20 protein-coding genes are annotated in these 25213 nt (G+C 73.4%); 6 read left to right on the top strand and 14 right to left on the bottom strand.

What is annotated here, in order from left to right; all coding sequences use genetic code 11:
- Positions 1-116 precede the first annotated feature (116 nt).
- Positions 117-995 (bottom strand): NADP-dependent oxidoreductase, encoded by an 879-nt coding sequence (locus ACQCO7_RS00120; RefSeq protein ID WP_464069777.1) that lies wholly within the window; start codon positions 993-995, stop codon positions 117-119.
- A gap of 93 nt (positions 996-1088) precedes the next feature.
- On the opposite strand from ACQCO7_RS00120, the gene ACQCO7_RS00125 reads away from it, so the two are divergent.
- Positions 1089-1478: a MerR family transcriptional regulator gene (locus tag ACQCO7_RS00125; protein ID WP_464069778.1), complete on the top strand. Its 390-nt coding sequence runs from the start codon at positions 1089-1091 to the stop codon at positions 1476-1478.
- A 143-nt stretch (positions 1479-1621) separates the two neighbouring features.
- Here ACQCO7_RS00125 and ACQCO7_RS00130 read toward each other — a convergent pair whose 3' ends face one another.
- Positions 1622-2971, bottom strand: a complete 1350-nt coding sequence (locus ACQCO7_RS00130) for a M20/M25/M40 family metallo-hydrolase (protein WP_464069779.1) — start codon at positions 2969-2971, stop codon at positions 1622-1624.
- A gap of 117 nt (positions 2972-3088) precedes the next feature.
- Between ACQCO7_RS00130 and ACQCO7_RS00135 the strand changes: the two genes are divergently transcribed.
- Positions 3089-5323 (top strand): zinc-dependent metalloprotease, encoded by a 2235-nt coding sequence (locus ACQCO7_RS00135; protein ID WP_464069780.1) that lies wholly within the window; start codon positions 3089-3091, stop codon positions 5321-5323.
- Here the strand turns inward: ACQCO7_RS00135 and ACQCO7_RS00140 are convergent.
- The 4 genes from ACQCO7_RS00140 to ACQCO7_RS00155 form a co-directional block, all read right to left on the bottom strand.
- The gene (locus ACQCO7_RS00140; protein ID WP_464069781.1) at positions 5320-6993 is read right to left on the bottom strand and encodes a sugar-binding protein; all 1674 of its coding nucleotides are present in this window, start codon (positions 6991-6993) and stop codon (positions 5320-5322) included. The genes ACQCO7_RS00135 and ACQCO7_RS00140 overlap by 4 nt on opposite strands.
- A gap of 102 nt (positions 6994-7095) precedes the next feature.
- A complete protein-coding gene (locus ACQCO7_RS00145) occupies positions 7096-7359 on the bottom strand; it encodes a hypothetical protein (protein WP_464069782.1) in 264 nt (87 codons plus the stop codon).
- 87 nt (positions 7360-7446) lie between these two features.
- Positions 7447-8190: an ABC transporter permease gene (locus ACQCO7_RS00150; protein WP_464069783.1), complete on the bottom strand. Its 744-nt coding sequence runs from the start codon at positions 8188-8190 to the stop codon at positions 7447-7449.
- The gene (locus ACQCO7_RS00155; protein ID WP_464069784.1) at positions 8187-9020 is read right to left on the bottom strand and encodes an ABC transporter ATP-binding protein; all 834 of its coding nucleotides are present in this window, start codon (positions 9018-9020) and stop codon (positions 8187-8189) included. The genes ACQCO7_RS00150 and ACQCO7_RS00155 overlap by 4 nt, the downstream gene beginning before the upstream one ends.
- A gap of 49 nt (positions 9021-9069) precedes the next feature.
- On the opposite strand from ACQCO7_RS00155, the gene ACQCO7_RS00160 reads away from it, so the two are divergent.
- Positions 9070-9693 carry a TetR/AcrR family transcriptional regulator gene (locus ACQCO7_RS00160; protein WP_464069785.1) on the top strand — a complete coding sequence of 208 codons (624 nt, stop codon included), beginning with the start codon at positions 9070-9072 and terminating at the stop codon, positions 9691-9693.
- Here the strand turns inward: ACQCO7_RS00160 and ACQCO7_RS00165 are convergent.
- Positions 9659-10450, bottom strand: a complete 792-nt coding sequence (locus ACQCO7_RS00165) for a helix-turn-helix transcriptional regulator (RefSeq protein ID WP_464069786.1) — start codon at positions 10448-10450, stop codon at positions 9659-9661. The genes ACQCO7_RS00160 and ACQCO7_RS00165 overlap by 35 nt on opposite strands.
- Positions 10451-10578: 128 nt before the next feature.
- Between ACQCO7_RS00165 and ACQCO7_RS00170 the strand changes: the two genes are divergently transcribed.
- On the top strand, positions 10579-11283 hold the full coding sequence (locus ACQCO7_RS00170; RefSeq protein WP_464069787.1) for an SDR family oxidoreductase: 705 nt from the start codon (positions 10579-10581) through the stop codon (positions 11281-11283).
- Positions 11284-11414: 131 nt separating this feature from the next.
- On the opposite strand, the gene ACQCO7_RS00175 is transcribed toward ACQCO7_RS00170, so the two are convergent.
- The 4 genes from ACQCO7_RS00175 to ACQCO7_RS00190 form a co-directional block, all read right to left on the bottom strand.
- Positions 11415-12128 carry an alpha/beta fold hydrolase gene (locus ACQCO7_RS00175; protein WP_464069788.1) on the bottom strand — a complete coding sequence of 238 codons (714 nt, stop codon included), beginning with the start codon at positions 12126-12128 and terminating at the stop codon, positions 11415-11417.
- 13 nt (positions 12129-12141) lie between these two features.
- On the bottom strand, positions 12142-13101 hold the full coding sequence (locus tag ACQCO7_RS00180) for an alpha/beta hydrolase (protein WP_464069789.1): 960 nt from the start codon (positions 13099-13101) through the stop codon (positions 12142-12144).
- Positions 13102-13198: 97 nt separating this feature from the next.
- On the bottom strand, positions 13199-14158 hold the full coding sequence (locus tag ACQCO7_RS00185; RefSeq protein ID WP_464069790.1) for an alpha/beta hydrolase: 960 nt from the start codon (positions 14156-14158) through the stop codon (positions 13199-13201).
- Between the two features lie 26 nt (positions 14159-14184).
- Positions 14185-16992 (bottom strand): AAA family ATPase, encoded by a 2808-nt coding sequence (locus ACQCO7_RS00190; protein WP_464069791.1) that lies wholly within the window; start codon positions 16990-16992, stop codon positions 14185-14187.
- Between the two features lie 618 nt (positions 16993-17610).
- Between ACQCO7_RS00190 and ACQCO7_RS00195 the strand changes: the two genes are divergently transcribed.
- Positions 17611-18603 (top strand): NAD-dependent epimerase/dehydratase family protein, encoded by a 993-nt coding sequence (locus ACQCO7_RS00195; protein WP_464069792.1) that lies wholly within the window; start codon positions 17611-17613, stop codon positions 18601-18603.
- Positions 18604-18632: 29 nt separating this feature from the next.
- On the opposite strand, the gene ACQCO7_RS00200 is transcribed toward ACQCO7_RS00195, so the two are convergent.
- Together ACQCO7_RS00200 and ACQCO7_RS00205 are read right to left on the bottom strand one after the other, a co-directional pair.
- Positions 18633-19922, bottom strand: coding sequence for a UDP-glucose dehydrogenase family protein (locus ACQCO7_RS00200; protein WP_464069793.1), 1290 nt, complete (start codon positions 19920-19922; stop codon positions 18633-18635).
- Between the two features lie 191 nt (positions 19923-20113).
- Positions 20114-20863: a thioesterase II family protein gene (locus tag ACQCO7_RS00205; RefSeq protein ID WP_464069794.1), complete on the bottom strand. Its 750-nt coding sequence runs from the start codon at positions 20861-20863 to the stop codon at positions 20114-20116.
- Between the two features lie 232 nt (positions 20864-21095).
- Between ACQCO7_RS00205 and ACQCO7_RS00210 the strand changes: the two genes are divergently transcribed.
- A complete protein-coding gene (locus ACQCO7_RS00210) occupies positions 21096-24302 on the top strand; it encodes a S8 family peptidase (protein ID WP_464069795.1) in 3207 nt (1068 codons plus the stop codon).
- 124 nt (positions 24303-24426) lie between these two features.
- Here ACQCO7_RS00210 and ACQCO7_RS00215 read toward each other — a convergent pair whose 3' ends face one another.
- Positions 24427-25206, bottom strand: coding sequence for a GNAT family N-acetyltransferase (locus tag ACQCO7_RS00215; protein WP_464077116.1), 780 nt, complete (start codon positions 25204-25206; stop codon positions 24427-24429).
- Positions 25207-25213 lie beyond the last annotated feature (7 nt).

Consider the following 25213-nt stretch of genomic DNA (forward strand, 5'->3'; position numbering starts at 1 on the left):
GTTGCGGTGAGTCGGGACAGGGGGAGGTGCGGGCCGGGTTGCGGGTGCTGGAGAGGCGGCTCGTCCCCGGCGCGAGCCGCCCCGGGAGGTGCGCCGGGAGTCGGCGTGAGGGGTCCTCAGAACGTGAGGAGGATCTTGCCGAGGACTCCCCCGGCCTCGAACTGCTCGTGCGCGGCGCGGACTTGGTCGAGCGGGTGGCGGGCGGCGATGCGCAGGCGCAGGTCGCCCTTGTCGATCAGGGCTACCAGGTGGGCGAGGTGGGCCGCGTTCTCCTGGACGTAGCTCTTCATCGCGCCGGGGACCTCGGGGAGGGGTTCGTCGGCGATCGAGACGTACCGGCCGCCGGGGGCCAGGAGGTGGCCTGCGTCCAGGCCGGCGGTGTCGAGGATCGCGTCGTACGTCGCCGGGGTCAGGTCGGTGAGGGTGTGGGTGACGTGTACGGCGCCCAGGGCGCGGGCCTCCTCGTGGTGCGCGGGGCGGGAGACCAGGGCGTCGGCCTCGGCGCCGGCGTGGCGGGCGAGCTGGACGGCCAGGCCGCCCACGGCTCCGGTGGCGCCGATGACGAGGAGGCGGGCGCCTTCCGTCAGGGCCGTCTTGTCGAGGGCCTGGACAGCGGTGACGCCGGCCAGCGGGAGGGCGGCGGCGTCCGTGAGGGGGACCGTCGCGGGGGCGTGGGTGAGCAAGTGGGCCGGCAGGGCGACCAGTTCGGACCAGGTGCCGCGGGCTGTGGCGATCTGGGCGGACATCGCGACGACCTGGTCACCGGGTTCGAAGGGGGCGTCGTTCGCGGTGACGACCGTGCCGGAGAGGTCCCAGCCGAGGGTGGCGGGGAGGGCGGGGCCGATGTCCTGCGCCCGGGTCTTCCAGTCGACCGGGTTGAGGCTGCTCGCGGCGGTCCGGATCAGGACCTCGCCGGGGGCCGGTACCGGGTCGGGGATCTCGCGGACGGTGAGGACTTCGGGGCCGCCGTGGTGGTCGATCCGTACTGCGCGCATGGTGCGTTCTCCTCCGGGAGGGCATCGGTCTTGTTCGCTCCCGACGCTAGACTCTGACATCGGTGTGAGAGTCAAGCCGAAGGGGAACCGCCGGTGCGTATCGGGGAGTTGTCGCGCAGGACCGAGGTGCACGAGCGGCTGCTGCGGTACTACGAGGAGCAGGGGCTGCTGTGTCCGGCACGGCGGCCCAGCGGATATCGGGAGTACGCGGACGACGATGTCGACACCGTCCGGCGCATCCGCTCGCTGCTCGCCGCCGGGCTCAGTACCGCGACGATCGGCGCGATCCTGCCGTGTCTGCGGGATACGCCGGAGGGGTTGGTGCCGACGTGTTCGGATCTTGTCGCCGATCTGCATCGGGAGCGGGAGCGGATCTCGGGGTCGATCGCTGAACTCCAGGCGTCGTTGGGGGCGTTGGAGCGGGTCATCGCGGCGGCGCCGGAGGATGTCACGCGGCGGGCGTTGGCTGCGCTCGGCGGATGAGCGGGGACGGCGCGGTGGGAGCGTGCGGATGACCACCGGCCTTGTACTGCCGGCGAGTTGGGGGACGCGACGCCTAGGTCAAAGGGGTCAGCTCCCCTCCCGTGCGGGCGCGTTCGACGGCCCGCGCCGCTGAAGCTCGCCCCTCATGACGCTCCGCCCAGAAAGACGCGGACCACCTCGTCGAGCGCCCGGGTCGTGAGGTGCAGGCTCTCGACGTCCACGTGTTCGTCGTCGCCGTGGAAGAGTTTGCGGGTCTTGCCGACGTCCCAGCCGGGCGCGTACACGCCGAAGCCGTACGCCACTCCCCCGGCGTCGCGGACGAAGCGGGCGTCGGTGCCGCCCGCGGTGAGGGTGGGGAGTATCTCGGCGTCGGGGAGCTGGTGGCGGATCGCGTCGCCCATCACCTCGTACAGGCGGCCCTCGGGGGACGCGGAGGCGGTGCGGCGGGACAGGCGCTCGATCTCGACGCGGTCGGCCAAGTCGCCCAGGGCGGTGCGGAGTTCGGCGTCGATCTCGTCGTCGTCCTGGTCCGGCAGGGAGCGTACGTCGACCTCGATGACGGCCGTGGAGGGGATGACGTTGAGCTTGTCGCCGGATTTCAGGACGGTCGGCGCGAAGGTGAGGTGGGTGAGGGCGTGTGCGAAGCGGGCGCTGTCGCCGAGGTGGACGAGGTGGTCGTCCAGCGTGTCGGGGTTCAGGAGTCCGGCCGTGACGTCGGCGGGGAGGCCGGTGGCGTGGACGAAGTCGTGCCAGCGTTCGTCGGTGCGGGCCGGGGTGCGGTGGCGGGCCACTCTGAGGGCGGCCTCGGCGGCGAGGAGGGCCGCGTTGTCGGTGCCCCAGGGCATCGAACCGTGTCCCGAACTGCCCCGGATGTGCAGGCGGCGCGGGAAGGCGCCCTTCTCGCCGACGGTGACCGTGACCGCGCGAGGTCCCACGCGGGCGCCCGCGCTCTCGGTGAGGGCGTGGTCCCAGGGCAGCAGGCCGGGTGCGTGCTCGGCGATCCAGCCGACGCCGTAGCGGCTGCCGGCCTCCTCGTCGGCGACGGCCGCGAACACCAGGTCTCCGGCGAGCCGGTGCGGCGTACGGGAGACGGCCTTGGTGACGACGGCCATCGCGGAGGTGAGGTTGAGCATGTCGATCGCGCCCCTCCCCCACACGATGCCGTCGCGGACCTCGCCGGAGAACGGGTCCCGGGTCCAGGTGCGCGGATCGGCCGGGACGACGTCGGTGTGGCCGAGCAGCGTCAGTGCGGGGGCCTTCGGGTCGTGGCCGGGGACCCGGAAGAGGGTGGTGACGCGGCCGGGGACGGGTTCGACGCGTTCGGTCTCGACGGCGGAGCCGGAGAAATAGTCGGCGAGGGTGTCGGCGGTGCGTGCCTCGCCGCCGGACTCCGGGGTGGGGGTGCCGTCGTTGACGCAGGCGTTGCGGATCAGCGCCGACAGCAGGTCGACCGTTTCCTGGGGGTCCGGAGTGGATTGCCGGTGAGGGCTCATACACTTCATCGTCGGTCTGTATTCATGCGGATACAAGCGGATACCTGGGGGGAGAGGGTTCTCCATGAGTCCACAGAAGCGTTAGACGGCCCCCTCACTCCATGAAAGGTTCCGCCGATGCCCGGCTTCCTCGACCTCGTCCCGGACCCCGAAGGGCGCCCCCTGCTGGGCATCCGCCGGTTCGGCGAGCCGTTCCTCCTGACCGTCTCCCTCTCGCAGGGCCTCGGCTCCAGCGACCTGTGGCTCGACCGGGGGCGGGCGGGCAAGGCGCGGCTCGTGGAGTTCCGACGGGTCGGGGAGCGGGTGCTGTTCGCCGTGCGGAACAAGCATTTCCTGAGCACGGGGGATGCCGCCGCCGTGCGCGCCGGGGCGGAGTCGTTCGCGCTGTCCGTCGTGTGGAGCGGGCCGGTGCTGCGGGAGGAGGGCGGGCTGGCCGTCGTCGATGCCACGGGGCTCGCGCTGTACGACCACGACCGGGTCGCCGAGCATCTCGCCGAGCACGGGCAGGGCGAGTACGTCCTCGACGAGCCGACCAGCGTCGCGCTGGCCGCGTCCGCGTCGCCGCGCGGTGTGCGGCTGCCGGCGCTGCTGACGTTCCGGGGGCCCGGCCGGGGTGCGGCCGTACGCGCGGTCGCCGCCGATCCGCGCGCGCTCAGCGTCGTACAGCAGCTCAATCTCGTACCGCTGCCCTCGTCGCCGATGCCTGCGCGGAGTTATCACCCCGCGTCCGGCGGGTACGGCGTCGGCTATGTCGATCACGGGCTCGGTGGGCGGCAGGTGAAGGTCCAGCCCCGGTTCCGGGTGGGGGGCGGGGCTCCGGCGGTCGTGTTCCAGGTCGATCCCGCCGTGCCGGAGCCGCTGCGGTCGGCGGTCGTCGAGGGCGGGAACTGGTGGCGGGAGGGGTTCGCCGCGATCGGGCTGCCCGAGGCGTACCGGGTGGAGGCGGGGGGCGCGGACTTCGATCCGTACGAGCCCGGGGTGAACGGCGTCGTGTGGGTGCACCGGGCCGGACGCGGGTGGTCGCTCGGGCAGGGGCTCACCGATCCGCGTACCGGGGAGGTGCTGCACGCGCGGGTGCGACTCGGGTCGCAGCGGGTGGAGCAGGTGCGGGCGCTCGGCGAGGCGCTGCTCGCGCCGTACGGGCAGCGCGACGAGGCCGAACGGCTCGCCGCCGTCGAGGAGTTGGTGCTGGCGCGCATCCGGCAGCTCGCGGCGCACGAGATCGGGCACGCGCTCGGGTTCATGCACAACTACGCCAGTACGACGCACTTCCACCCGTCGGTGATGGACTATCCGCACGCCCGGATCGGCGTGAACGCGGACGGGACCCTGGATCTGGGGGACGCGTACGCGGCCGGTCTCGGGACCTGGGACCACTTCCTCGTCCGGCACGCGTACGGCGATCTGACGGACGCGCAACTCGCCGAGCTGCGGGAGGAGTTCAGGCATCTCGCGTACGTCACCGACGAGGACGGGCACGGGCCGGACGCCGCCCATGCCGACGGGGTTCCGTGGGTCACCGCCGGTGACGCGCTTCCCGCGCTGGAGCACATCCTGCGGGTGCGGCGGATCGCGCTCGCCGGGTTCTCGCGCGGTGTGCTGCCGCCCGACCGGCAGACGGGGGAACTGGAGGAGCGGGCCGTGCTGCTGCATCTGCTGCACCGGCACGAGGTGACCGCTGTCGCGCGGCTCGTCGGCGGGGTGCGGTACGGGTACGGGGTCGCCGGAGACCGTGGAGTGGGGACGGTCGTGGTCGAGGCGGAGGTTCAGCGGAAGGCGTTGAGGCGGCTCGCCCGGTTGCTGCGGGCCGAGGAACTCGCCCTGCCCGAGAGCGTGTTGGGTGTGCTGACGCCGCCCGCGATCCGGTACGAGCGGAGCAGTCAGTACTACGACACGTCCGCCGGGCGGGTCTTCGATCCCTTCACTGCCGTGCGGGTCGCGGTGACGCTGGTGACGGAGGCGTTGTTGGATCCGGCCCGGCTGAACCGGGTGGCCTGGCAGCATGCGGCCGATGTCTCGGTGCCCGGGGTGGCGGACGTTCTCGACGCGATCCTGTCGGCCACCTGGGGGCGTGCTGACTCAGTGTCGGCGGATGTGCCTGCGGGTACGGCCGTGCAGCACACCGCCGACTGGGCCGTTCTCCAGCACGTCCTGCATGTCCTTGACGGGGGCGGGCTGCACGCTTCCGTCCGGACCGAGGCGCGTTCCGTGCTGCGGCGGTTGGCCGTGGAGCTGGGGCAGGGCGACGAACGGCGGCGTGATGCCGCCGAGTTCGTGACCTCGTACCTCGCCGATCCCGCCTCGGTCCGGCTGGAGCCGTTGCCCCGGGTGCCGGCCGGGGCGCCCAACTAGCGTTTCGGGAGCGGGACTCCTGTGCGGCGGGACTGCGCCAGGGACGCCGGGGAATCCGTGCTGCGGGCGGCCTCCGTGGGGATGTGTGGGGGTGTCCGTGGCATCGGAGGCGGGGTGTAGCCGGTCAGGCGGGCCGTTCCCCAGACGTACGGGTCGGCCTGGGGGCTGCCGTACGGGGACCAGGCCAGGCGGGTCTGGCCGGTGCGGTCGGTCGTGTCGGAGTCGTAGACGAGGATGTTGAGGGCGAAGCGGTCGGGATCGGGGGGTGCGGGGAGGTCGGTGAGGGGGATCTTCGCCTCGATCGTGTAGCCCTGGGGCGTGGGGTGTGCGGCGACCTGGAGCGGGGCTGGGCCCTGGTGGTTGTCGGCGTCCCGTTCGGCTGCCGGGTGTCCGTGGGGGGTGGTGCGGGGAACGATGCCGGTTTTGAAGGTGGTCGAGGTGTCGTCGGCGTCGCCTCGGGGGTCGATGGCGATCTCCACGGAGTCGGTGCGCCAGTGGCGTTTGACGTCGGTCTCTTCCAGGGCCGCGCTCTGTCTGTCGTCCTGGACCCGGATCAGGACGTACAGGTCGTCGGCGTGGCGGGTGAGTCTGGCGGTTGCCGAGCAGTCCTGTGCGGTGGCGGTGTCGCCCTGCCAGTGGGTGAGGGGGAGTTCGGGGCCGGGGTATTCGGCTTCTCTGCCGGTCAGGGTCGGGGGGCGGGTGGCTGCGGGGATCGTTGTCGTCGGGCGGGGCGGGTAGGCGGGTTGGGCGTTGTTGGCCAGCCACGGGAGGCCGATGCGGTGGGTCCAGTCGCGGAACTCGGCGTACCGGGGGCGGAGTTCGGGTTGGTCGTGGACCGGTGCCTCGACCGGGTGGGTGTCTTCGGCGAGCACGGTGAACCAGTCGGAGTCGAGGTGTGCGGGGACCTCCTGCGGGAGGGCGACCCAGCCCTGGGTGCGGTAGGCGCGGGACGCGTCGCGTTCGGCCTGGGCCCAGGTCGTGCGGTGTGCGCGGGAGGGGGTGCCGGACCAGACGCCGATCACGGGGAGGCCGGTGTCGGGGTCGGTGCGGCGGGTTTTCGGGGCGTCCGGGCCCAGGAGGTGCTGGAAGTTGGCGTTCTGGGCGAGGAGGCGGCGGGGTTGCCAGGGGGTGAGGTGCCGGAACGCTGTCGGGTCGGCCGCCTTCCAGAACGCCTCGATGGCCAGGCGGGCGGAGAGCTGGTGCGCGCCGTGCTGGCCGAAGGGGCGGGGGTCCATCGTGACGACGGTGTGGGGGGTGGTTCTGCGGATCAGGTGGACGATGCTTCGGAGGGTGTCCTGTTCGTTCCAGATCCGTGCGGTCAGGGGGGCCGAGAGCGTGTACCAGAAGTCGGGTTTGTCGAGGTAGTAGACGTTCTCGATGCCCGCGTACGCGGTTGCCGTGCGCTCCTCGGTCTCCCTGAGCAGGCCCAGTTCCGCGCCCTCCTGCGGGCCCGTCGCGTTTCCGCCGCCCTCTCCTCGGGTGACCGTGAGGATGGAGGTGGTGAGGCCGTGGAGTTCTCGCCATTGGCCGAACGTGGAGAGGTTCTGGGCCTCGTCGTCGGGGTGGGCGCCGATGAAGAGGATGTCGGTGTGGGCGGGGTTCTCGCGGGGGCTCGCGGCGAGGGCGCCTGCGGCTACCAGGGCCGTGGCGAGGAGGGTTCGGCGGCGCATGGGGAGTCCTGGGTGCGGGTGGGGGTGGACCCGCACGGTAGCGCTCTTACCGGCTGGAAGGCCGCAGTTGACGTTGTTTCACGTGAAACATGCGGAAAGTGGTCAGAAGCGGTCCAGGGTCTCCTGTGCCTCCGTGGCCATCCTGGTGACCAGCTCCTCGGCGGACGGCAGGTCGGTGATGAGGTCGACGGCCTCGCCCGCCCAGACCGGACGCGGGGTGATCACGCCTGCGGCGAGGTCGTCCTCGTAGTCCTGGCGGGCCCGGGGGTCGGCCGTCGCTTCGGCCTCTCTCCCCCGCCAGCGGTCCAGGTGCGGGTGGTTGAGGGTGCGGGCCGGGTAGTGCGCGGGCCAGGCGGAGCCGCGCATCGGCGCAGGAGTTCCGGTATGTCCTCGGCGGTCCCGTAGTTGTGTTCCAGTGCCGCCCAGTTGATCCGTTCCCCCATGCGCGTGACCCTATAGGGCCACCAGCCGCCCGCTGCGGCCCCGGAGTCGTAGCGAGGCGAGGGTGCCGAACGCCGTCGTCATGGCGAGGAGGACCGCGCAGGTCGTGAGGACCGTGCCGGGGTCGCCGGAGAGGGCGGCGCGCAGGCCGTGGGCCGCCCAGTAGCCGGGGGACGCGGGGGCGATCGTCGCGATCCAGGCGGGGAGGGACGAGAGGGGGACGAAGGCGCCGCCCACGCTGCTGAGGAGCATGCCGCCGATGTCGTAGGCCGCCGAGAGTTCGCTCATCGTGCGGGCCAGGACGCCGAGGAGGGCGCCCAGGGACAGGAGGGTGCAGCTCCAGGTGCACAGGACGGCCAGGAGGAGGGCGGGGTGGGGGATGCGGAGGGCGAAGAACCAGGCGCCCGCGGCGATGATCAGGAGCTGTTGAGTCAGGAGTGCGGCCAGGACCGGGAGGGATTTGCCCGCCAGGAGTTCGGCGGGGCTCAGGGGGGTGCTGCGCAGGCGGTCCCAGGTGCGGGCGAGGCGTTCGGTGAGGATGGCGCTGCCGGAGATGCTGAGGGCGAGGAGGGAGAAGGTGACGAGGGTGCTGATGACGGCCTGTTCGGTGCCCGCTCGGGGGCCTTGCGCGGCGGCGTAGAGCGGGCGGAGCAGGGTGAGGAAGACCAGGGGGAGGATCATCCGGCTGAGGAGGGGGCCGGGTTCGCGGAGCATCAGGAGGGTGTTGTGGCGGACGAGGACGGCGAGGCGGGTCATCGGGCGGTCGCTTCCAGGGAGTGGTAGAGGTCGTCGAGGCTCGGGCGGCGGACGTCGACGGTGACGGGGGTGCGGCCGGTGGCGAGGAGGGCGGCGAGGTCGGCGGCGGGGGTCTTCGTGGGGGCGCGGTGGTCGGGGCCGGTGGCGAAGGTGACGCGCAGTTCGCCGGGGAGGTCGCGGGTGAGAGCCTCCTGAGTGCCCCGGGCGATGACGCGGCCTTCGCGGGCGAGGGCCAACGTGGCGTTCAGGTCGACGAGTTCGGGGAGGTAGTGGGTCGTGTAGACGACGGCGGCACCGGCGGCGGCGCGGGCCTTGACCGCGTCCAGGAGTGCCGTACGGGTCTCCGGGTCGGCGCCCGCCGTCGGCTCGTCCAGCAGCAGGAGCGGGGGTGAGCCGACCATGGCGGTGGCGGCCTGGACTCGGCGGCGCTGGCCGCCGGAGAGGGTGCCGGTGGGGCGGTCGGCCAGGTCCGTGAGGTGGAGTTCCTCCAGGACGCGGGTGATCTCGGCGTCCCGGTGGCGTCCGTGCAGGCCGGTGAGTCCGGCGCAGAGCCGTACGTTCTCGCGGGCGCTGACGGTGCCGTACAGGGCGAGTTCCTGGGGTGCGACGCCGAGCAGATGGCGTGCGGCGCGCGGGGTGTCGTGCGGGCCGATGCGGAGGTGGCCCTCGTCGGGCTCGATCAGGCCGGTGACGGTTTCGACGAACGTCGTCTTGCCCGCGCCGTTGTGGCCGATCAGGCCGACGATCTCGCCGGGGGCGACGGTCAGGTCGAAGCCGTCGAGCGCGCGGCGGGGGCCGTAGGACTTCACGAGTCCTGTCACCGTGAGCATGTCTGCCTCCAGGGGATGTATACGGCGTATACGTCTACACTGTAGACCCATGAGTGGCAGGCGGGAAGAGATCCTGGACGCGGCGCTGGCGATCGCCGACGAGCGCGGACTGGAAGCGGTGTCGATGCGGGCGCTGGCCGACCGGGTCGGGGTGACGCCGATGGCGTTGTACCGGCACGTCAAGGACAAGGCGGCGCTGCTGGACGGCATGCTCGGGCGGCTGCTGGTCGCGCTGCCGCCGGGTGCCGCCGAGGAGCGGCCCTGGGACGAGCGGCTCGCCGTCCTCGCGCGCGCCGTCCGCGAGGTGACCCGGCGTCACCCGTGGGCCGCGCAGCTCCTCTTCTCCCGCCCCGCCGTCACCCCGGACGCCGTGCGCGCGGTGGACCTCGTCTACGCGGCCCTCATCGAGGCCGGGGTCCCGGAGCCGGCGGTGCCTCGCCTGGAGCGGCTGGTCAGCACGTTCGTCATCGGGTTCGCGGCGTCGGAGGCGTCCGGCCGCTTCTCCCCCGGCAGCGTCGACCCCCGCGGGCGGCGCGGTCAGCTCCCGGAGGGTGAACTCCCCGCGCACAGCAGGCTCGCGCCCTGGCTGGACCTGCCGCTGGACCTGACCGCCGAGTTCGAGGCGGACCTCGCGGACATCAGGAGGCTGGTCGAAGCCGTCGCAGGGCGCTGAGGCTGTCGGGTCCGGCCTGGTAGACGACGAGTTGCTGGCCGGGAGCCTCGCGGACGTCGAACGCCTGGTAGGTCAGGGTGAGGGGGCCGACGTCCGGGTGGCGGAGGTGTTTCGTGTCGGACGTCTTGCCGTGCACGGTGTGGGTGTTCCACAAGCGGGCGAAGTCCTCGCCGAGGGCGGCGACCAGTTCGCGCAGGCGCGGGTTGTCCGGGTCGGGTCCGGCCGCCTCGCGGAGGTGGCCGACGACGGATACGGCCGTGCTCTCCCAGCGCGTGTTGACGTACCGGCCCGCCGGGTCGAGGAACGTCATGCGGGCCAGGTTGTCCAGGCGCTCGAAAGGTGAATAGAGGGCCCTGGTCAGGGCGTTCGCCGCGAGGATGTCCAGCGTGCGGTTGACGACGAACGCCGGGGTGTCCAGGTGGGCGTCCAGCAGGCGGCGCAGGGAGGGGCTGACCCGGTCCGTGGTCGGCGTGAGGGTGTTCGGGGTGGTTCCGGCGAGGCGGTGCAGGTGGGTGCGGGCCTCGGGGGCGAGGTGCAGGGCGCTGCCGAGCGCCTCGACGACCTGCGGTGAGGGGCGGCGTTCTCGGCCCTGTTCGAGGCGCGTGTAGTAGTCCGCGTTCATCCCGGCCAGGACGGCGACCTCCTCACGGCGCAGCCCCGCGACCCTGCGGACACCGTGGCTCGCCATGCCGACGTCGCCGGGGCCGAGAGCGGCTCTGCGCGCGCGGAGGAACTCCCCCAGGTGGTTGCCGGTCATGCGTCCAGGCTAGGCGGTCGCGCGAGGCCGTGCCCGGGTGTGGCGTACCCAGGCAACGGCCGTCCTGGTCCGCCCTGTTCACGCCGCTCAGACTCGCTGCCGTACCCCACCGGACAGGAGTTGCGGACATGAAGGTCGTACTGGTCACCGGAGCCAGCAGCGGGATCGGGGAGGCGACCGCGCGCCGGCTCGCCGCCGACGGGCACCGGGTGTTCCTCGGCGCGCGGCGCGTCGACCGGCTCGAAACGCTGGGCAAGGAGATCGGGGCCGCGTACCGGCGGCTCGATGTGACGTCCCTGGAGGACGTGCGGGGGTTCGTCGATGCCGCTCGTGCGCGGTACGGCCGTGTCGACGTCGTCGTCAACAACGCGGGGGTGATGCCGCTGTCGCCGCTGGAGGCGCTGCGGGTCGAGGAGTGGGACCGGATGATCGACGTCAACGTGCGCGGGGTGCTGCACGGGATCGCCGCCGCGCTGCCGGTGATGCGGGAGCAGGGCGGGGGGCACTTCGTGAACGTCGCGTCCGTCGGCGCGTACGAGGTGTCTGCGACCGCCGCCGTGTACTGCGCGACGAAGTTCGCGGTCCGTGCGATCTCCGAGGGGTTGCGGCAGGAGGTGGCCGGGGGTGTGCGGGTCACGTTGGTCTCCCCCGGTGTGACCGAGTCCGAGCTTGCCGACGGGATCTCGGATCCGGTCGCGCGGGAGGCGATGCGGGCGTACCGGGCGGTGGCGATGCCGGCGGCGGCGGTCGCGGAGGCGGTCGCGTACGCCGTGGGGCAGCCGGAGGGGGTGGATGTGAACGAACTTGTGGTGCGGCCGAGGGTGGTGGGGTGACCGGGGGTGGTGCAGGCAAGGTGGCTCAGCCAATTGGCCACCGCCACCGCCACCGGCTGAGTGGCTGAGTGGCTGAGTGGCTGAGCCAATTGACCACCGTCAGTGGCCAAGTGGCTCAGCCGATCAGTGGCTCAGCCAGTCGCCTGGACCGCCTCGCGGATCACGTCCGCGACCTCCTTCGGCCGCGACACCGCGACCGCGTGGGACGCGCCGGCGAGTTCCGTCACCTTCGCGCCCGCGCGTTCCGCGCCGAAGCGCTGGACGTCGGGGTTGATGGCCTGGTCGGCGGCGGCGACGATCGCCCAGGAGGGCTTCGTGTGCCAGGCGGCGGTGCTCGCCGTCTCCCCGAACACGGCGGCGGCCAGCGGGCGTTGGGACACGGCGAGGACCGACGTCGTCGCGGCCGGGACGTCGGCGGCGAAGATCTCCGGGAACGCCTCGGCCTTGATGGTGACCTCGGTCGCGGTGGTCCCGTCCCCGGTCGGGTACGACCCTTCGCGCAGGTTGCTCACCAGCGGCGACAGCGGGTAGCGGCCCTGGAGTCCGCCGAGGCTCTCGCCCTCCTCGGGGGTGTACGCGGCGACGTAGACGAGGCCGACGACGTTCTCGGCGGCGCCCGCGACGGTGATGACCGCGCCGCCGTAGGAGTGGCCGACGAGGACGACCGGGCCGTCGATCTGCCCGACGACGGACGCGATGTACGCGGCGTCGGACGCGAGACCGCGCAGGGGGTTGGGCGGGGCGGTCACCGCGATTCCCTGGCCGGTGAGTTCGGCGACGACGCCGGACCAGCTCGCCGCGTCGGCGAAGGCACCGTGGACGAGGACGACGGTGGGAGTGGACATACGAGTGTTCTCCTCAGGAGTGGAGGGCGGTGCGCAGGGTGTCCGTCGCCAGTGTGATGGCGGCCTCGGCGGCCTGGGTGCCGCGCAGGGCGTTCAGCATCACGAAGTCGTGGATGATGCCCTGAAACCGTACGGCGGTGACCGGAACCCCTGCCTCGCGGAGCTTCGCGGCGTACGCCTCGCCCTCGTCCCGCAGGACGTCGGCCTCGGCCGTGATGACCAGGGCGGGCGGCAGTCCGGTGAGCTGCTCGGTGGTGGCGCGCAGCGGGGACGCGGTGATCCGGGCGCGGTCGGCCTCGTCGGCGGTGTACTGGTCCCAGAACCACCGCATGCCGTCGCGGCGCAGGAAGTAGCCGGTGGCGAACCGGTGGTACGAGGGGGTGTCGAAGGCGGCGTCGGTCACCGGGTAGAACAGCACCTGCTGGACCAGCGGGACGTCCCCGCGCTCCTTGGCGAGCAGCGTGAGCGCGGCGGTCATGTTGCCGCCGACGGAGTCCCCGGCGACGGCGATCCGCGTGGCGTCCAGGCCGTGTCCGGCGCCCTGTTCGACGACCCACCGCGCGACGGCGTAGTTCTGCTCGACGGCGACCGGGTAGCGGGCCTCGGGCGAGAGGTCGTACTCGGGGAAGACGACCGCAGCGCCCGCGCCGACGGCGAGTTCGCGCACGAGCCGGTCGTGGGTGTGGGCGTTGCCGAAGACCCAGCCGGCGCCGTGGATGTACACGATGACCGGGAGGGTGCCCTCGCTGCCGGCGGGCTTGACGATGCGGGCGCGGACGCTGCCGGTGGGGCCGCCGGGGACGGTCACCCACTCCTCGTCGACGTCGGGTTTGTCGATCTCGCCGGACTGGACGTCGTCGACGGCCTTGCGGCCCTCGGCCGGGGGCAGGTCGAAGAGGTACGGCGGGTTGGCGGTAGCTTCCGCGAAGGCACGGGCGGCGGGTTCCAGCACCGGGTCCACGGCATCGGGCATGAGTGTCTCCGTGTTGTTCGAGCGGGGTGGGCGCAGGCTTCTCCGGCGGCGGATCGGCCTGCCCCGTCAGCCTGGCAGGCGTCCCTGCCCCGGCGCATCAGTAAGTTGACTGTCCCAGCGCCGACGCGAGGAACCGGGCTCCCTGTCCGATCGCGGCCCGGGTGGGCGGGCTGTCGCGCAGGGAGTTCAGGGAGACGAAGTCGTGCACGGTCCCCAGGTAGCGCACGGCGGTCACGGGGACGCCCGCGCGGCGCAGCAGGCCCGCGTACTGCTCGCCCTCGTCGCGCACGACGTCGGCCTCGGCGGAGACGACCAGCGCGGGCGGAAGTCCCGCGAGGTCCTGTTCGGTGGCGCGCAGGGGGGCGGCGGTGGGTTCGGTGAGGGCGTCGGGGTCGTCGGCGTACTCCTGCCAGTACCAGGCGACCGCCTCGCGGGTGAGGACGTAGCCGGACGCGAACCGCTGCGCGGACTCGGTGTCGCTGTCGGGGTCGGTCAGCGGGCAGTACAGGAGCTGGGCGCGGATACGGGGGCCGCCGCGCCGCTTGGCCGTCATGGCGAGGGCGGTCGCCAGGGTCGCGCCCGCGCAGTCCCCGGCGACGGCGAGCCGGCTGCCGTCCAGGCCCAGGGTGTCCGCCTGGCCGGCGATCCAGGTGAGGGTGGCGTACGCCTCCTCCAGGGCGACCGGGTAGCGGGCCTCCGGGGTGCGGGTGTACTCGGGGACGACGAGGGCGGCGCCGCTGAGGTCGGCGAGTTCGCCGACGATGCGGGCGTGGGTGCGGGCGTCGCCCAGCATCCACCGGCCGCCGTGGAGGTAGACGACGACCGGGAGGGGGCCGGACGCCCGGCGGGGGCGGAAGAGCCAGAAGCCGACGAGCCCGGAGGGGCCGACGGGGGCGACGCGGAACTCGGCGTCGAGGTCGTCGTCCGGGTGGCCCTGCATCTCCAGCAGGGCCTGGCGGCCGTCGACGGGGCCGATGCGGTGCAGGTAGGGCGGGCCGGCCGAGGCGTCGACGAGCCGTCGGACAAGGGGGTCGAGGACTACACGGTCCGGGTTCACGCGCCTCCTTGCGGCGTGCCAGGGTCTCACGAGTCCTCGACGAGGTCCCGGAGCTGGTTGCGGCTGCTCACCCCCAGTTTCGGATACACCTGGTACAGGTGGGAACTGACGGTGCGCGGCGAGACCATGAGCCGTTCCGCGATCTCCCGGTTGCGCAGCCCCTTCGCCGCGAGCCGGACGATCTCGCGCTGCTGGGCGGTGAGTTCGGCCAGCGGGTCGCTGCGGACCGGCGTCGTACCGACTCCGCTGGCCCGCAGCTCCACCCGCGCCTCCTCGGCGAGCCCGGCCGCGCCGAGCCGGGTGAACGTCTCCAGCGCCACCGCCAGCAGGGGGCGGGCGTCGAGGGGGCGGCGGCGTCTGCGCAGCCACTGCGCGTAGTGGAGCCTCGCCTGGGCGCGGGCCGGCGGCCACTGGTCGGCGGCCGGGTTGACGGTGGCGAGCCGGAAGTGGTGCTCGGCGTCCCGCGCGGGACCGGTGAGGGCGGCGGCATGGTGCAGGAGCAGCATCGTCCGGGTCGTGGGGCGGGGGCCCAGGGCGATGCGTACGGCCTCGACGACCGGCGCCGTCTCCTCCTGGCGTCCGGTGCGGTGGGCGGCTGCGGCGAGGTCGGCGACCGCACGCGGCGACAGGAAGTAGTGCAGCGGCGTGCCGTCCTCGCCGAAGAGGCTACGGAAGTGCCGGTACGCGGCCTCGTGGTCGCCGGCCACCGTCGCGGCGACGCCCTCCGCGCGCAGGAGGCGGGCGTGGGTGGCGCGGTTCTCGTCCAGGTCGACGGCCGTCCACGCCAGGTCGGTGCCGCCGGGTACGCCGCGCAGGGCGCGGAGCGTCGCGCGCAGCGCCTCGACGTCGGTCCGCACGAACTTCAGGGCGTGGACGGCCGCGAGGGCGGCGATGCGTTCCAGGTGCTCGTCCGCCTCCGCCCAGCGGCCGGTGTCGATGAGGGCGCCCGCCATCGCGGTGAGCGTGGGGGCGGCGGGGCCCATCGCGCCGTACGCGCTGAGCCCGGCGTACACCTGGCGGAACGTCTCCACGCACAGGTCGGACTCGTCGGCGTACCAGGCGGTGCCGCCGATGCCGAGGGTCCAGGTCAGGTCGGCGACCCGGTCGGCCGGTTCGCGGCCCGGCGTGCCCCGGCGGATGTCGCGCAGGAGGTCGGGGGCGTGGGTGGGGTCGGCGGCGGCGAGGGTGGTGGCGCGTACGGCGGCCCAGCTGCCGTTGCTGGACAGTTCCGCGTACGGGGTGTCGCCGTGCCGGTCGCCGGCGCCCGCGAGGAGGGCGGTGAGGGGGGCGCGGGGTTCGGGCAGGCCCGACTGGTAGGCGACCGCGCCGAGGACGCTGGCCAGGGCGAACACCGTCATGCCCGAGGTGGGCGGGGTGGGGGCGAGGGCGTCGGTGAGGATCTGGGTCGCCTGCCGCTGGCGGCCGTGCAGGGAGAGGGCCATCGCCACGCCGCAGGCCGCCATGGAGAGGACGTCGCGGTCGGTGGTGAGGGCGGTGACCTGGTCGTACAGCTCCCGGACCCACGAGGGGTCGGCGGCGTTCGTGGCGGCGTGCAGGGCCTTGGCGTAGCGGCGGGCCCGGTCTGCGGGGGCGGGGCTGCACTCGGCCGCGCGTTGCAGGGCGCGGGCCGCCGCGTGGAAGCCGCCGCAGCGTTCGGCGAGGCGGGCGGTGTCCTCCAGGGCGGCGGCCACGGACTCGTCGCGGCCGGGGCAGGCGGCGGCGAGGTGCCAGGCTCGGCGGGAGGGGTCGTCGGTGAGGGCTGCGGCGAGGTCGCGGTGGGCCTGCTGGCGCTGGTGGGCGGGGGCGGCGTGGTAGCAGCCCGCGCGGGCCAGGGGGTGGCGGAAGAGGACGCGGCCGTCGGCGACCGTCACGAGGCCGGCGTCCTCCGCCGGGGCCCAGGCGGTGAGGTCGTCTCCGGTGCCCGCTGCCTCCATGACGGTGACGAGGTCCTCGTACTGGGAGGCCGCCGCGTACAGGAGCAGGCGGCGGGTGGTGTCGGGGAGGGCGGGGAGCCTCGCGGCGTACAGGCGTTGGATGCGGTCCGTCTGAGGGAGGGCGCCGGTGGGGAGTAAGCCTTGCCGGGCCGCGCGGGAGAGTTCGATGAGGGCGAGGGGGTTGCCCTGGGCCTGACCGAGGAGTTCGCTGCGGGCTCTGCCGGTGGGGGCGTGGGGCTGGGCGTCGAGGAGGTCGGCCGCTGCCTCGTCGGAGAGGGGGCCCAGGAGGGTCGTACGGAGGTCGGTGGGGACGCCGTCGGGGGGTGTCTGGCCTCGGGCGGCGAGGAGGGTGGGGATCGTGGTGCGGCGGAGGACGAAGGCGAGGACGTCCAGGGAGTCGCGGTCGAAGAGTTGGAGGTCGTCGGCGGTGAGGAGGAGGTGTCCGGGGCGGGGGGACTTGGTTCTGGCGTCGGTGTCGGGCTCGGCTCGGGGCTGGGCTGTGCTTTCGGCTTCGGCTTCGGCTTCGGCTTCGGTGAGGAGTGTCAGGACCGCCAGGCGCAGGAGCATCGGGTCGGCCGGGGTGCCGGTTAGGGCTGTGCCCAACGCCGTGTCCAGGGCGGTGCGTTGGTGGTCGGGGAGGGTGGCCGTGCGGGTGAGGAGGGGCAGCAGGAGCTGGTGCAGCGAGGCGAAGGAGTGGTGGGCCTCCGCCTCGCTGCCCCGCGCGGTCAGGACGAGGTGTCCGCGCTCGCGGGCCTGGTCCGTGACGGTCGTCAGGAGCCGGGTCTTGCCGGTGCCGGGGTCGCCGAGCAGGAGCAGGGTCCTGCCGTGCGCGACGGCGTCCTGGAGTTCGGCGAGTTCGGGGCCACGGCCCGTCAGCTGTCCTTCGGTGTTGTCGGCCACCGCTCTATGATCGCCTGTTCTTCGACGCGTTGCCGTGCTCCTCCGCGAGGCCGTGCGGGTGCCGACGGAGCCCGGCAACAGCTGGCTCTCGCCGATGAGTTCGGCGTTCCGGTGGGCGGGGTGGACATGCTGCGTGACGGCGCGTCACAGACCGGCTGTGGTCGATCAGCGCCACAACCTGGACCGGGGCTTGACGATCGGTCAGAATCTGTTGAAGCACGGCCTGTACCACGGTCTGTCGCGCACCGAGCGGCGGAGCCGGGCGGACGGTCCGCTGGGGGGAGATGGGTCTCGCGGACCCGGACGGGGGCGAAGGCCGGTCAGCTGTCGGGCGGCCAGCAGCGGGTGACGACCGCCCGCGCGCAGATGCACGAGCCGTCCGTGCTGTTCGTGCTGTTCGTGTGCGACAAGCTGACGGCGCCGCACGCACGGGGGTGTGACAGTGGTGATCACCACGCACGACAGGGACGCTGCGGCACGCCCCTGCGACCGCGTCGGCATCAGGGACCCCGGCCGCCTGCGCCTGCACACCTCCGCTGACCGTCGACGTCGCCGTGCCCGCCCTGTCCGTCCTGGGGTTCGGGGCGGCGGGCTTCCCACCGGACAAAGGAGTTGGCCATGAGCGACGTTGCTCGACCGACGGGCGCCTCGCCCGGGCCCGGACGGGTCGTGGTGACCGGCGGCGCCGGGTTCCTCGGTTCCCACCTGTGCCGTGTCCTGCTCGGCGCGGGCCGCGAGGTGGTGTGCGTCGACAACCTGTGCACGGGCCGTCCGGCGAACGTCGCCGACCTGGCCGGGCATCCCCGGTTCCGGTTCGTCGAGGCGGACGTCACCGAGCCGCTGACGATCGACGGGCCGGTGTCGGCCGTGGCGCATCTGGCGTGCGCGGCGTCCCCCGTCGACTACTTCAGCCTGCCCGTCGCCACGCTGCGCGCCGGCGGCCACGGCACGTACAACATGCTGGAGCTGGCCCGCGCGAAGGGCGCGCGTTTCCTGCTGGCGTCCACGTCCGAGGTGTACGGCGATCCCCTGGTCCATCCGCAGACCGAGGAGTACTGGGGGAACGTGAACCCGGTCGGGCCGCGTGCCGTGTACGACGAGTCGAAGCGGTTCTCGGAGGCGATGGCGGTCGCGTTCCGGGGGGAGTTCGGGGTGGACACGGGCATCGCCCGCATCTTCAACTCCTACGGCCCGTTCATGCGCGCCGACGACGGGCGGGTCGTCCCGACCTTCATCACGCAGGCGTTGCGCGGTGAGCCGCTGCCGGTGATGAGCGACGGGCGGCAGACGCGGTCGCTGTGCTACGTGGACGACACGGTCGACGGGCTGGTGGCGCTGCTGGACAGCGGGGAGGCGGGCCCGGTGAACCTGGGCAACCCGAACGAGATCACCGTCCTCGGACTCGCCGAGCTGATCGTGGAGATCACCGGCAGCCGCTCCCCGCTGACGTACATCGCGCCGCACCCAGACGACCCCCGGCGCCGCAGGCCGGACATCGCGCGGGCGCGCGCCCTGCTCGACTGGGAGCCGCGCGTCGCCCTGTCCGACGGTCTGAAGCGGACCGTGGAGTGGTTCACGCGGGCCCGGGCCGATGCAGGCACGTCCCGGTGACAGCGGCGGCACGCCACCCGTACGGCCGCTCACGGCCGGGTCGTGGCCCGGCCCACTCCCATGCAGGTCAGGCCGAGGCCGCTCAGGCGGTCGCGGTCGAGGGCGTTGCGGCCGTCGTACAGGAGGCTGCCGCGCATCGTTCCGGCGACCTCCGCCCAGTCCGTGTCCTGGAGGTCGGACCATTCGGTGACGACGATCAGGGCGTCGCAGTCCTCGGCGGCCTCGGCGATCGTCTTGGCGCGGCGGACGCGGGTCCAGGGGTCGTCCGAGGGGAGACGGGCCATGGGGTCCCAGCCGGTGACCTCGCAGCCCTCGGCGAGGAGGCGGGCGGCGATGACGGCGGAGGGGGCCTCGCGCATGTCGTCGGTGTCGGGCTTGAAGGTGAGGCCGAGCAGGGCGATACGGCGTCCTTCGAGGCCGCCGAGTTCCTGCTTGATCCGCTGGACGGCGCGGCGGGGCTGGAGGTCGTTGACCTCGATGACGGCCGACAGCAGTTGGAAGGGGTAGCCGCTGTTGGAGGCCATGGCGCGCAGGGCGCGGGAGTCCTTGGGGAAGCAGGAACCGCCGTATCCGAGGCCCGCGTTCAGGAAGTGCGGGCCGAGGCGGTGGTCCATGCCGACGGCGCGGGCGACCTCGACGACGTCGGCGCCGGTCTTCTCGCAGACGGCGGCGATCTCGTTGATGAACGTGATCTTCGTGGCGAGGAGGGCGTTGGCGGCGAGTTTGACCATCTCGGCGGAGGGCACGGTCATGATCTCGACGGGGCCTTCGACGCCCTGGTGGAGGTCGGCGACGAGCCGTGCGGTGGCCTCGTCGTCGGAGCCGACGACCACCCGGTCGGGACGCAGGAAGTCCTCGACGGCGCGTCCCTCGGCGGTGAACTCGGGGTTGGCGGCGTAGCCGACGTGCGCGAGGCCGGCCGCGTCGAGGGCGCGGCGGACCTTCTCGCCGGTGCCGACGGGCACGGTCGACTTGAGGACGACGGCCTTGAGGTGCGCGGCGTCCTCGATGTCGGCGACGACGGACCAGACGCGGGAGAGGTCGGCGTCGCCGGAGGCGGTGGGCGGGGTGTCGACGCAGATGTAGGCGACGTCGGCCCCGTCCAGGGCGTCGGCGGCGTCCAGGGTGAACGTCAGCCGGTCACGATTCTCGCGGATCAGGTCCTCGAGTCCGGGTTCGTAGATGGGGATCCGGCCCGCGTTCAGCAGGTCGACGCGCTCGGGGACGATGTCCCGTACGACGACCCGGTGCCCCAGCGCGGCCAGGCAGGCACCGGTCACCAGACCGATGTAGCCGGCGCCGAATACGCCCACGCGCATGGCAGGCCCTACCTCTCCGACGTGTCCGCGGCACGCGGCGCGCGCGTGCCCTGTTCCTCCGGCACGGCCGGCGGCCCGTCCCCGGGCGCCTGGCCGTCGTCCCCCGGTGCTGCGGAGATCCACGGCCCGGCGTCGGCTCGGAGCGTACCGGAGACCTCGCCGGTGACGGTGCCGAGGTCCTGGTCGGCCCTTCAGGTGCGCAGGGCGCCGGTCATCTCGGTGACGAGGGCCTGGGCGTGGGGGGTGATGAAGAAGTGGCCGCCGTCGAAGATCCGCAGGCGGAACTCGGCCTCGGTCAGGCCGGACCAGGCGCGCAGTTCGTGTTCGTCGGCGCGCGGGTCGTGGGTGGCGCCGAAGACGGTGAGCGGGGTGGTGAGGGCGGCCTCGGGGACGTACCGGTAGGTCTCGTTGACCTCGAAGTCGGCGCGCAGGGTGGGCAGGAAGACGTCCAGGAGGTCGGGTTCGCCGAGGACGGACTCGGGGGTGCCGCCGATCTCCCGCAGGTGCGGGACGAGTTCGGGGGTGGGCAGGGCGTGGAGGGTGGGGCGGACGTCGGGCAGGTGGGGGGCGGCGCGGCCGGAGACGAAGAGGTGGACGGGTTCGGTGGCGCCCTCGGCGCGCAGGCGGCGGGCGAGTTCGTGGACGACGAGGGCGCCGAGGCTGTGGCCGTACAGGGCGTAGGTGCCCTCGAACTGGCCGTCCAGGCTCTCCATCAGGTCGTCGAGGAGCGCGTCGAGCCGGGTGTGGGGTTTGTGCCGGTAGCGCTCGGCGCGGCCCGGCGGCTGGAGGGGGCAGATGTCCACGCCTGGGAGGGCGAGGTCGCGCCAGGGGGCGAACGCGGCTGCTCCGGCGCCCGCGTTGGGGTAGCAGAACAGGCGGGGACGGTCCGGGGCGGCCTCGCCGAGGGGGAGCCAGGCGCGGGTCGCGGCTGCTGTGGTCACAGCACCTCCACCGTGAGGTAGTCGGGCGGGATCTGCTTCGAGGACGACATGATCGCCGTCGCACCCGGCCTCGGTGAACCCGGCGCGGGCGTAGGTGACATACATCATCCGCGGCCGGTCTCGCCTACACGCCGGGCGGGACACGGCCGTCTGTCTTCCTCCTGCTCATCTCTTTGTCGAAAACTGACGTTCTGATGGGGCTGGAGTCGGCTTTCCGATCAACGATCGTCCGGTGAGCACGAAAAGAGCACTCGCCGTCGGCGCCGTCGTGGCCGCCGTCCTGTCCTGCCTCACGGCAGCCGGCGAGACACCCCCCACGCCCGCCTCCGCCACCCCCACCCAGCGCGTCGTCGTCGTGATGCGTGACCAGCACCCGAGCCTCCTCCCGCGCGCCAGGGCCACCCAGCGCGCGCACGCCCTGGACCATGACCAACTCCCCCTGGTCCACGCCCTCCGAGGCAGCGGCGCGACGCACCTCCAGCGCCTGGACACGGTCAACGCCGTCGCCGCGACCGTCTCTCCCGCCGAACGCTCCCGGCTCGCGGCGGACCCCGCTGTCGCCGCCGTCGTCCCGGACCGCTGGATCCCCGCACCCCACCGCACCGTGAACGCCGCCTCCGCCTCCCCCACGGCCACCCCGGCGTCCGGACTGTGCCCGGCGGACCCCGCCACGCCTCTCGTCGAGCCCGAGGCGCTGCACCTCACCAAGGCCGACTCGGCGCAGCGCCTGGCGACCGGCAAGGGCGTGAAGGTCGCGTTCTTCAGCGAGGGCGTCGACGTCGGCAACCCCGAGTTCGTCCGCCCGGACGGCAGCCATGTCATCTCCGCCGTCCGGGACTTCACCGGCGACGGCACCGCCGACCACACCGACGGCGGCGAGGCGTTCGGCGACGCCGGGGCCATCGCCGCGCAGGGCGCCCGCACCTACGACCTGGCGACGCAGCTCCCGTACTCCGGGCTCCCGAAGGGGTGCGCGTTCCGCATCCGGGGGTTCGCCCCGGACGCCGACCTGGTGGCCCTGAAGGTGTGGGGCGAGCACTCGGGCGGCTGGCTCTCTCAGATGGCCCGCGCCATCGACGACGCCGTGTGGAACGAGAAGGCCGACGTCATCAACGTCTCCACCGACTACGGCGCGCTCCCCGACACCCCCGACGACCCGCTGCGCCTCGCGATCCGCGCCGCCGTCGCCGCCGGGGTGACCGTCGTCCACGGCAGCGGCGACTCCGGGACCTCCGGCACGATCGGCGCCCCCGCCAGTGACCCCGCCACGATCTCCGTCGGCGGCACCAACTCCTTCCGGCTGGTCGCCCAGGCGTACGGCTACCCGAAGTACACCAGCAACGACATCGCCGCCCTCTCCTCGGGCGGCACCACGCAGGGCGGCAAGCTCGTCGACCTGGTCGCCCCCGCGCAGGCCGGCATGGCGCCGTGCACGGTCGACCCGCACTACACGGGCTGCACCGGCGACACCCTCGTCTGGGGCGGCACCAGCCAGGCGGCCCCCTTCGTCGCGGGCGCCGCGGCCCTGGTGATCGAGGCGTACGAGCACGCCCACGGCGGCACGCGCCCGGCGCCCGCGCTGGTCAAGCGCATCCTCACCGGCACCGCGACCGACCTGGACTCCCCCGCCGACGAACAGGGCGCGGGGCTCCTCGACACCGAGGCCGCCGTACGGGCCGCGCAGGGCGACGGCGGGCTCCTGCCCTCCGCGAGCCAGGTGGACGTCACCGGCGCGCCCGGCACCGCCCACGACACCACGCTCTCCCTCACCAACACCGGCAGCCGGCCCCGCCAGGTCACGATGACCTCGCGCGCGGTCGGCGCCGAGACGTTCCGCACCGACCGCACCACCACGGTCGGCGACCCCCAGGACACCGGCGCCCCCGAAGGCGCCCTGGCCGCACCGGCGGTCACCTTCGACGTCCCGTCCGGGACCCCGCTGCTCGACGCCCGGATGGTCTGGCCCGGCACCGGAGACTCCGGCACGCTGGCCCTGTTCCTGGTGGACCCCGAGGGCCGGCTCACGCAGATGTCGTACGACTACGACGGGTACGGCAGCTACACGAACCACCAGCACGTCGACGTCCACCACCCCGTCGCCGGGACCTGGACGGCGAAGGTCGTCTGGAACAACGGGCGCGCCCATCTCGCCGACCCGCCGATCGAGCCCGGCTCCTACCGGGGGCCGGTGCGCCTGCGGTTCACCGGGCACGGGTTCGTCTCCGCCGGGGTCCCCGAGGTCACCCGGACCGTCGCGCCGGGCGCCACCGCCGACTTCGGCGTCCATGTGCCCCTGCCCGCCGAGGCCGGTGACGCTCCCGCGTCCCTCCAGTTCGACGCGGCCGACGGCACCCACCTGTCCGTGCCCCTCGCCCGGCGGACCCTCCTCGGCGACACGTTCACCGCGACCGTCACCGGAGGTGTGGGGCGGGTCTTCGGGCAGGTCCTCGGCTACGACCTGGACGTCCCGGCGGGCCACCGGAATCTGAGCGTCGACCTCGCCGCGCAGGACCCGGACACCACGCTCGCCTACTACCTCGTCGACCCCGAGGGCCAGATCGCAGCCTCCGACACCAACCTGACCGGCACGGACGGCACGACGCACACGACCGCCGCGAGCCTCACCGCCGACGCGCCCGCCGCCGGGCGCTGGCGGCTGCTCGTCGTGCTGCCGAACCCGGTCAGCGGCAAGGACTTCACCGACCGGGTCACCGGGCACGTCCGCTACGACAGCGTCGACATCACGGCCTCCGGTCTGCCGGGCGACCAGGCGCAGAAGCTTGCGCGCGGCACGGCGCGGGAGGTGACGGTACGGGTGCGGAACACCGGGCCCGCCGGGCGGTACCTGTTCCTCGATCCCCGGCTCGCCACGGACACCGACCTCGCGCTGACCCCGACGAGCGGCTCCGCCACCGCGCGACTGCCGTTCCCCGACCCGGCGAACTGGCGGGTGCCCCGGCACACCAGGGCGCTCACCGCCGTCGGCACCGCCGACTCCCCCGTCGACCTGGAGACGGCCCACACCACGGTCGCCCCGGACCTCGTCGGCTTCGCGCGCTCCGGCGACACCGTGACCGCCTCGCTGTCCGCCGCCGAGGTCACGCCCGGCGACTGGTACACCGAGCTCACCCCGGCCGGCCCCTTCGGCACCGCCCCGGCTCCCCAGGGCACCGGTCACGTCACGCTCACGGCCCGCACCGAGTCCTTCGACCCGGCCGTCACATCGACCACCGGTGACCTCTGGCTCCCCGGCTCCACGGTCACCCCCGTGTTCGTCGCGGCGGGCGACACCGTGACCCTCAAGGCCACGCTCAAGCCGACCGAGCCGGCCGGAACGGTGGTCCGCGGCACGCTGTACGCCGAGACGTACACGCCCGCCTTCACCGAACGCACCGGCTCCGTCCTGACCGGCATCCCCTACACCTACACCGTCGGCTGACATTCCCTCACCCCCCGGCCCGCCTCCGCCGAGGAGGCGGGCCCTTCGCCTTTTCCCCGGCCGGTCCCGCCCCGGAAAGCGGTGCCCTCCCTCTCAGGTCGTAGTCGCGTTCGGTTCCTCGAACTCATCCAGGCGCGTCGAGCCCGGTGGCCCGTGTCACCGCGTGTTCCGTGAACCGGCCGCAGGTACGGAACCCCAGGCGGCGATAGACCGGTTCGCCCTCGGGGGACGCCTGGAGGACGGCGATGCGGTGGCCGTGGGCGAGGGCGGTGCGCAGGGCGGCGCGGGTGATGGCTCCGCCGTATCCGCGTCGGCGGTGGGCGGCGAGGGTGGCGATGTTGTAGATGCCGGCGACCTCGGCGTGGAGGAAGACCTCGGCGGTGCAGACGGGGGCGCCGTCGAGATAGCCGACGAGGTAGTGGGCCGGGGAGTCGGGGGCGAGGGCATCGGCCCGGGCGTAGAAGCGGCGGACCGTGTCCGAGGGCGGGGTCCAGTTGGCGGCGAGGACGCGGGCGCAGTCGGCGAGTTGGGCCGGGGTGGTGACGGGGCGGATGTCCAGGGAGGTGGCCCGGTCCGGCTTCGGCGGCGGTCCGTCCAGTTCGGCCCACATCGCCGTCTCCCGCTCCGACTCCGGCAGTCCCGCCGCCGTCAGCCGCGCGCTCAGGTCGTCCGGCGTACACGTCGGCCCCACCCACCAGGAGAACGTCCGCCCCGGCAGCGACTCCACCGTCTCGGCGATCCGCCGCGCCGCGTTCGTCCCGGTGAACCGCGCCGAGGTCACGATGTTGAACGTGTCGTCGTCCGAGCCGCTGTCGGCGACGAGGAGATCCCCGGTCTCCGTGACGCTCGCGCCCGGCAGCGCGCGGTGCAGATGGCAGGCGTGTTCCGCGAGATTGCGGGCCATGCGGTCG

The organism is Streptomyces saintjeani, assembly GCF_055409605.1.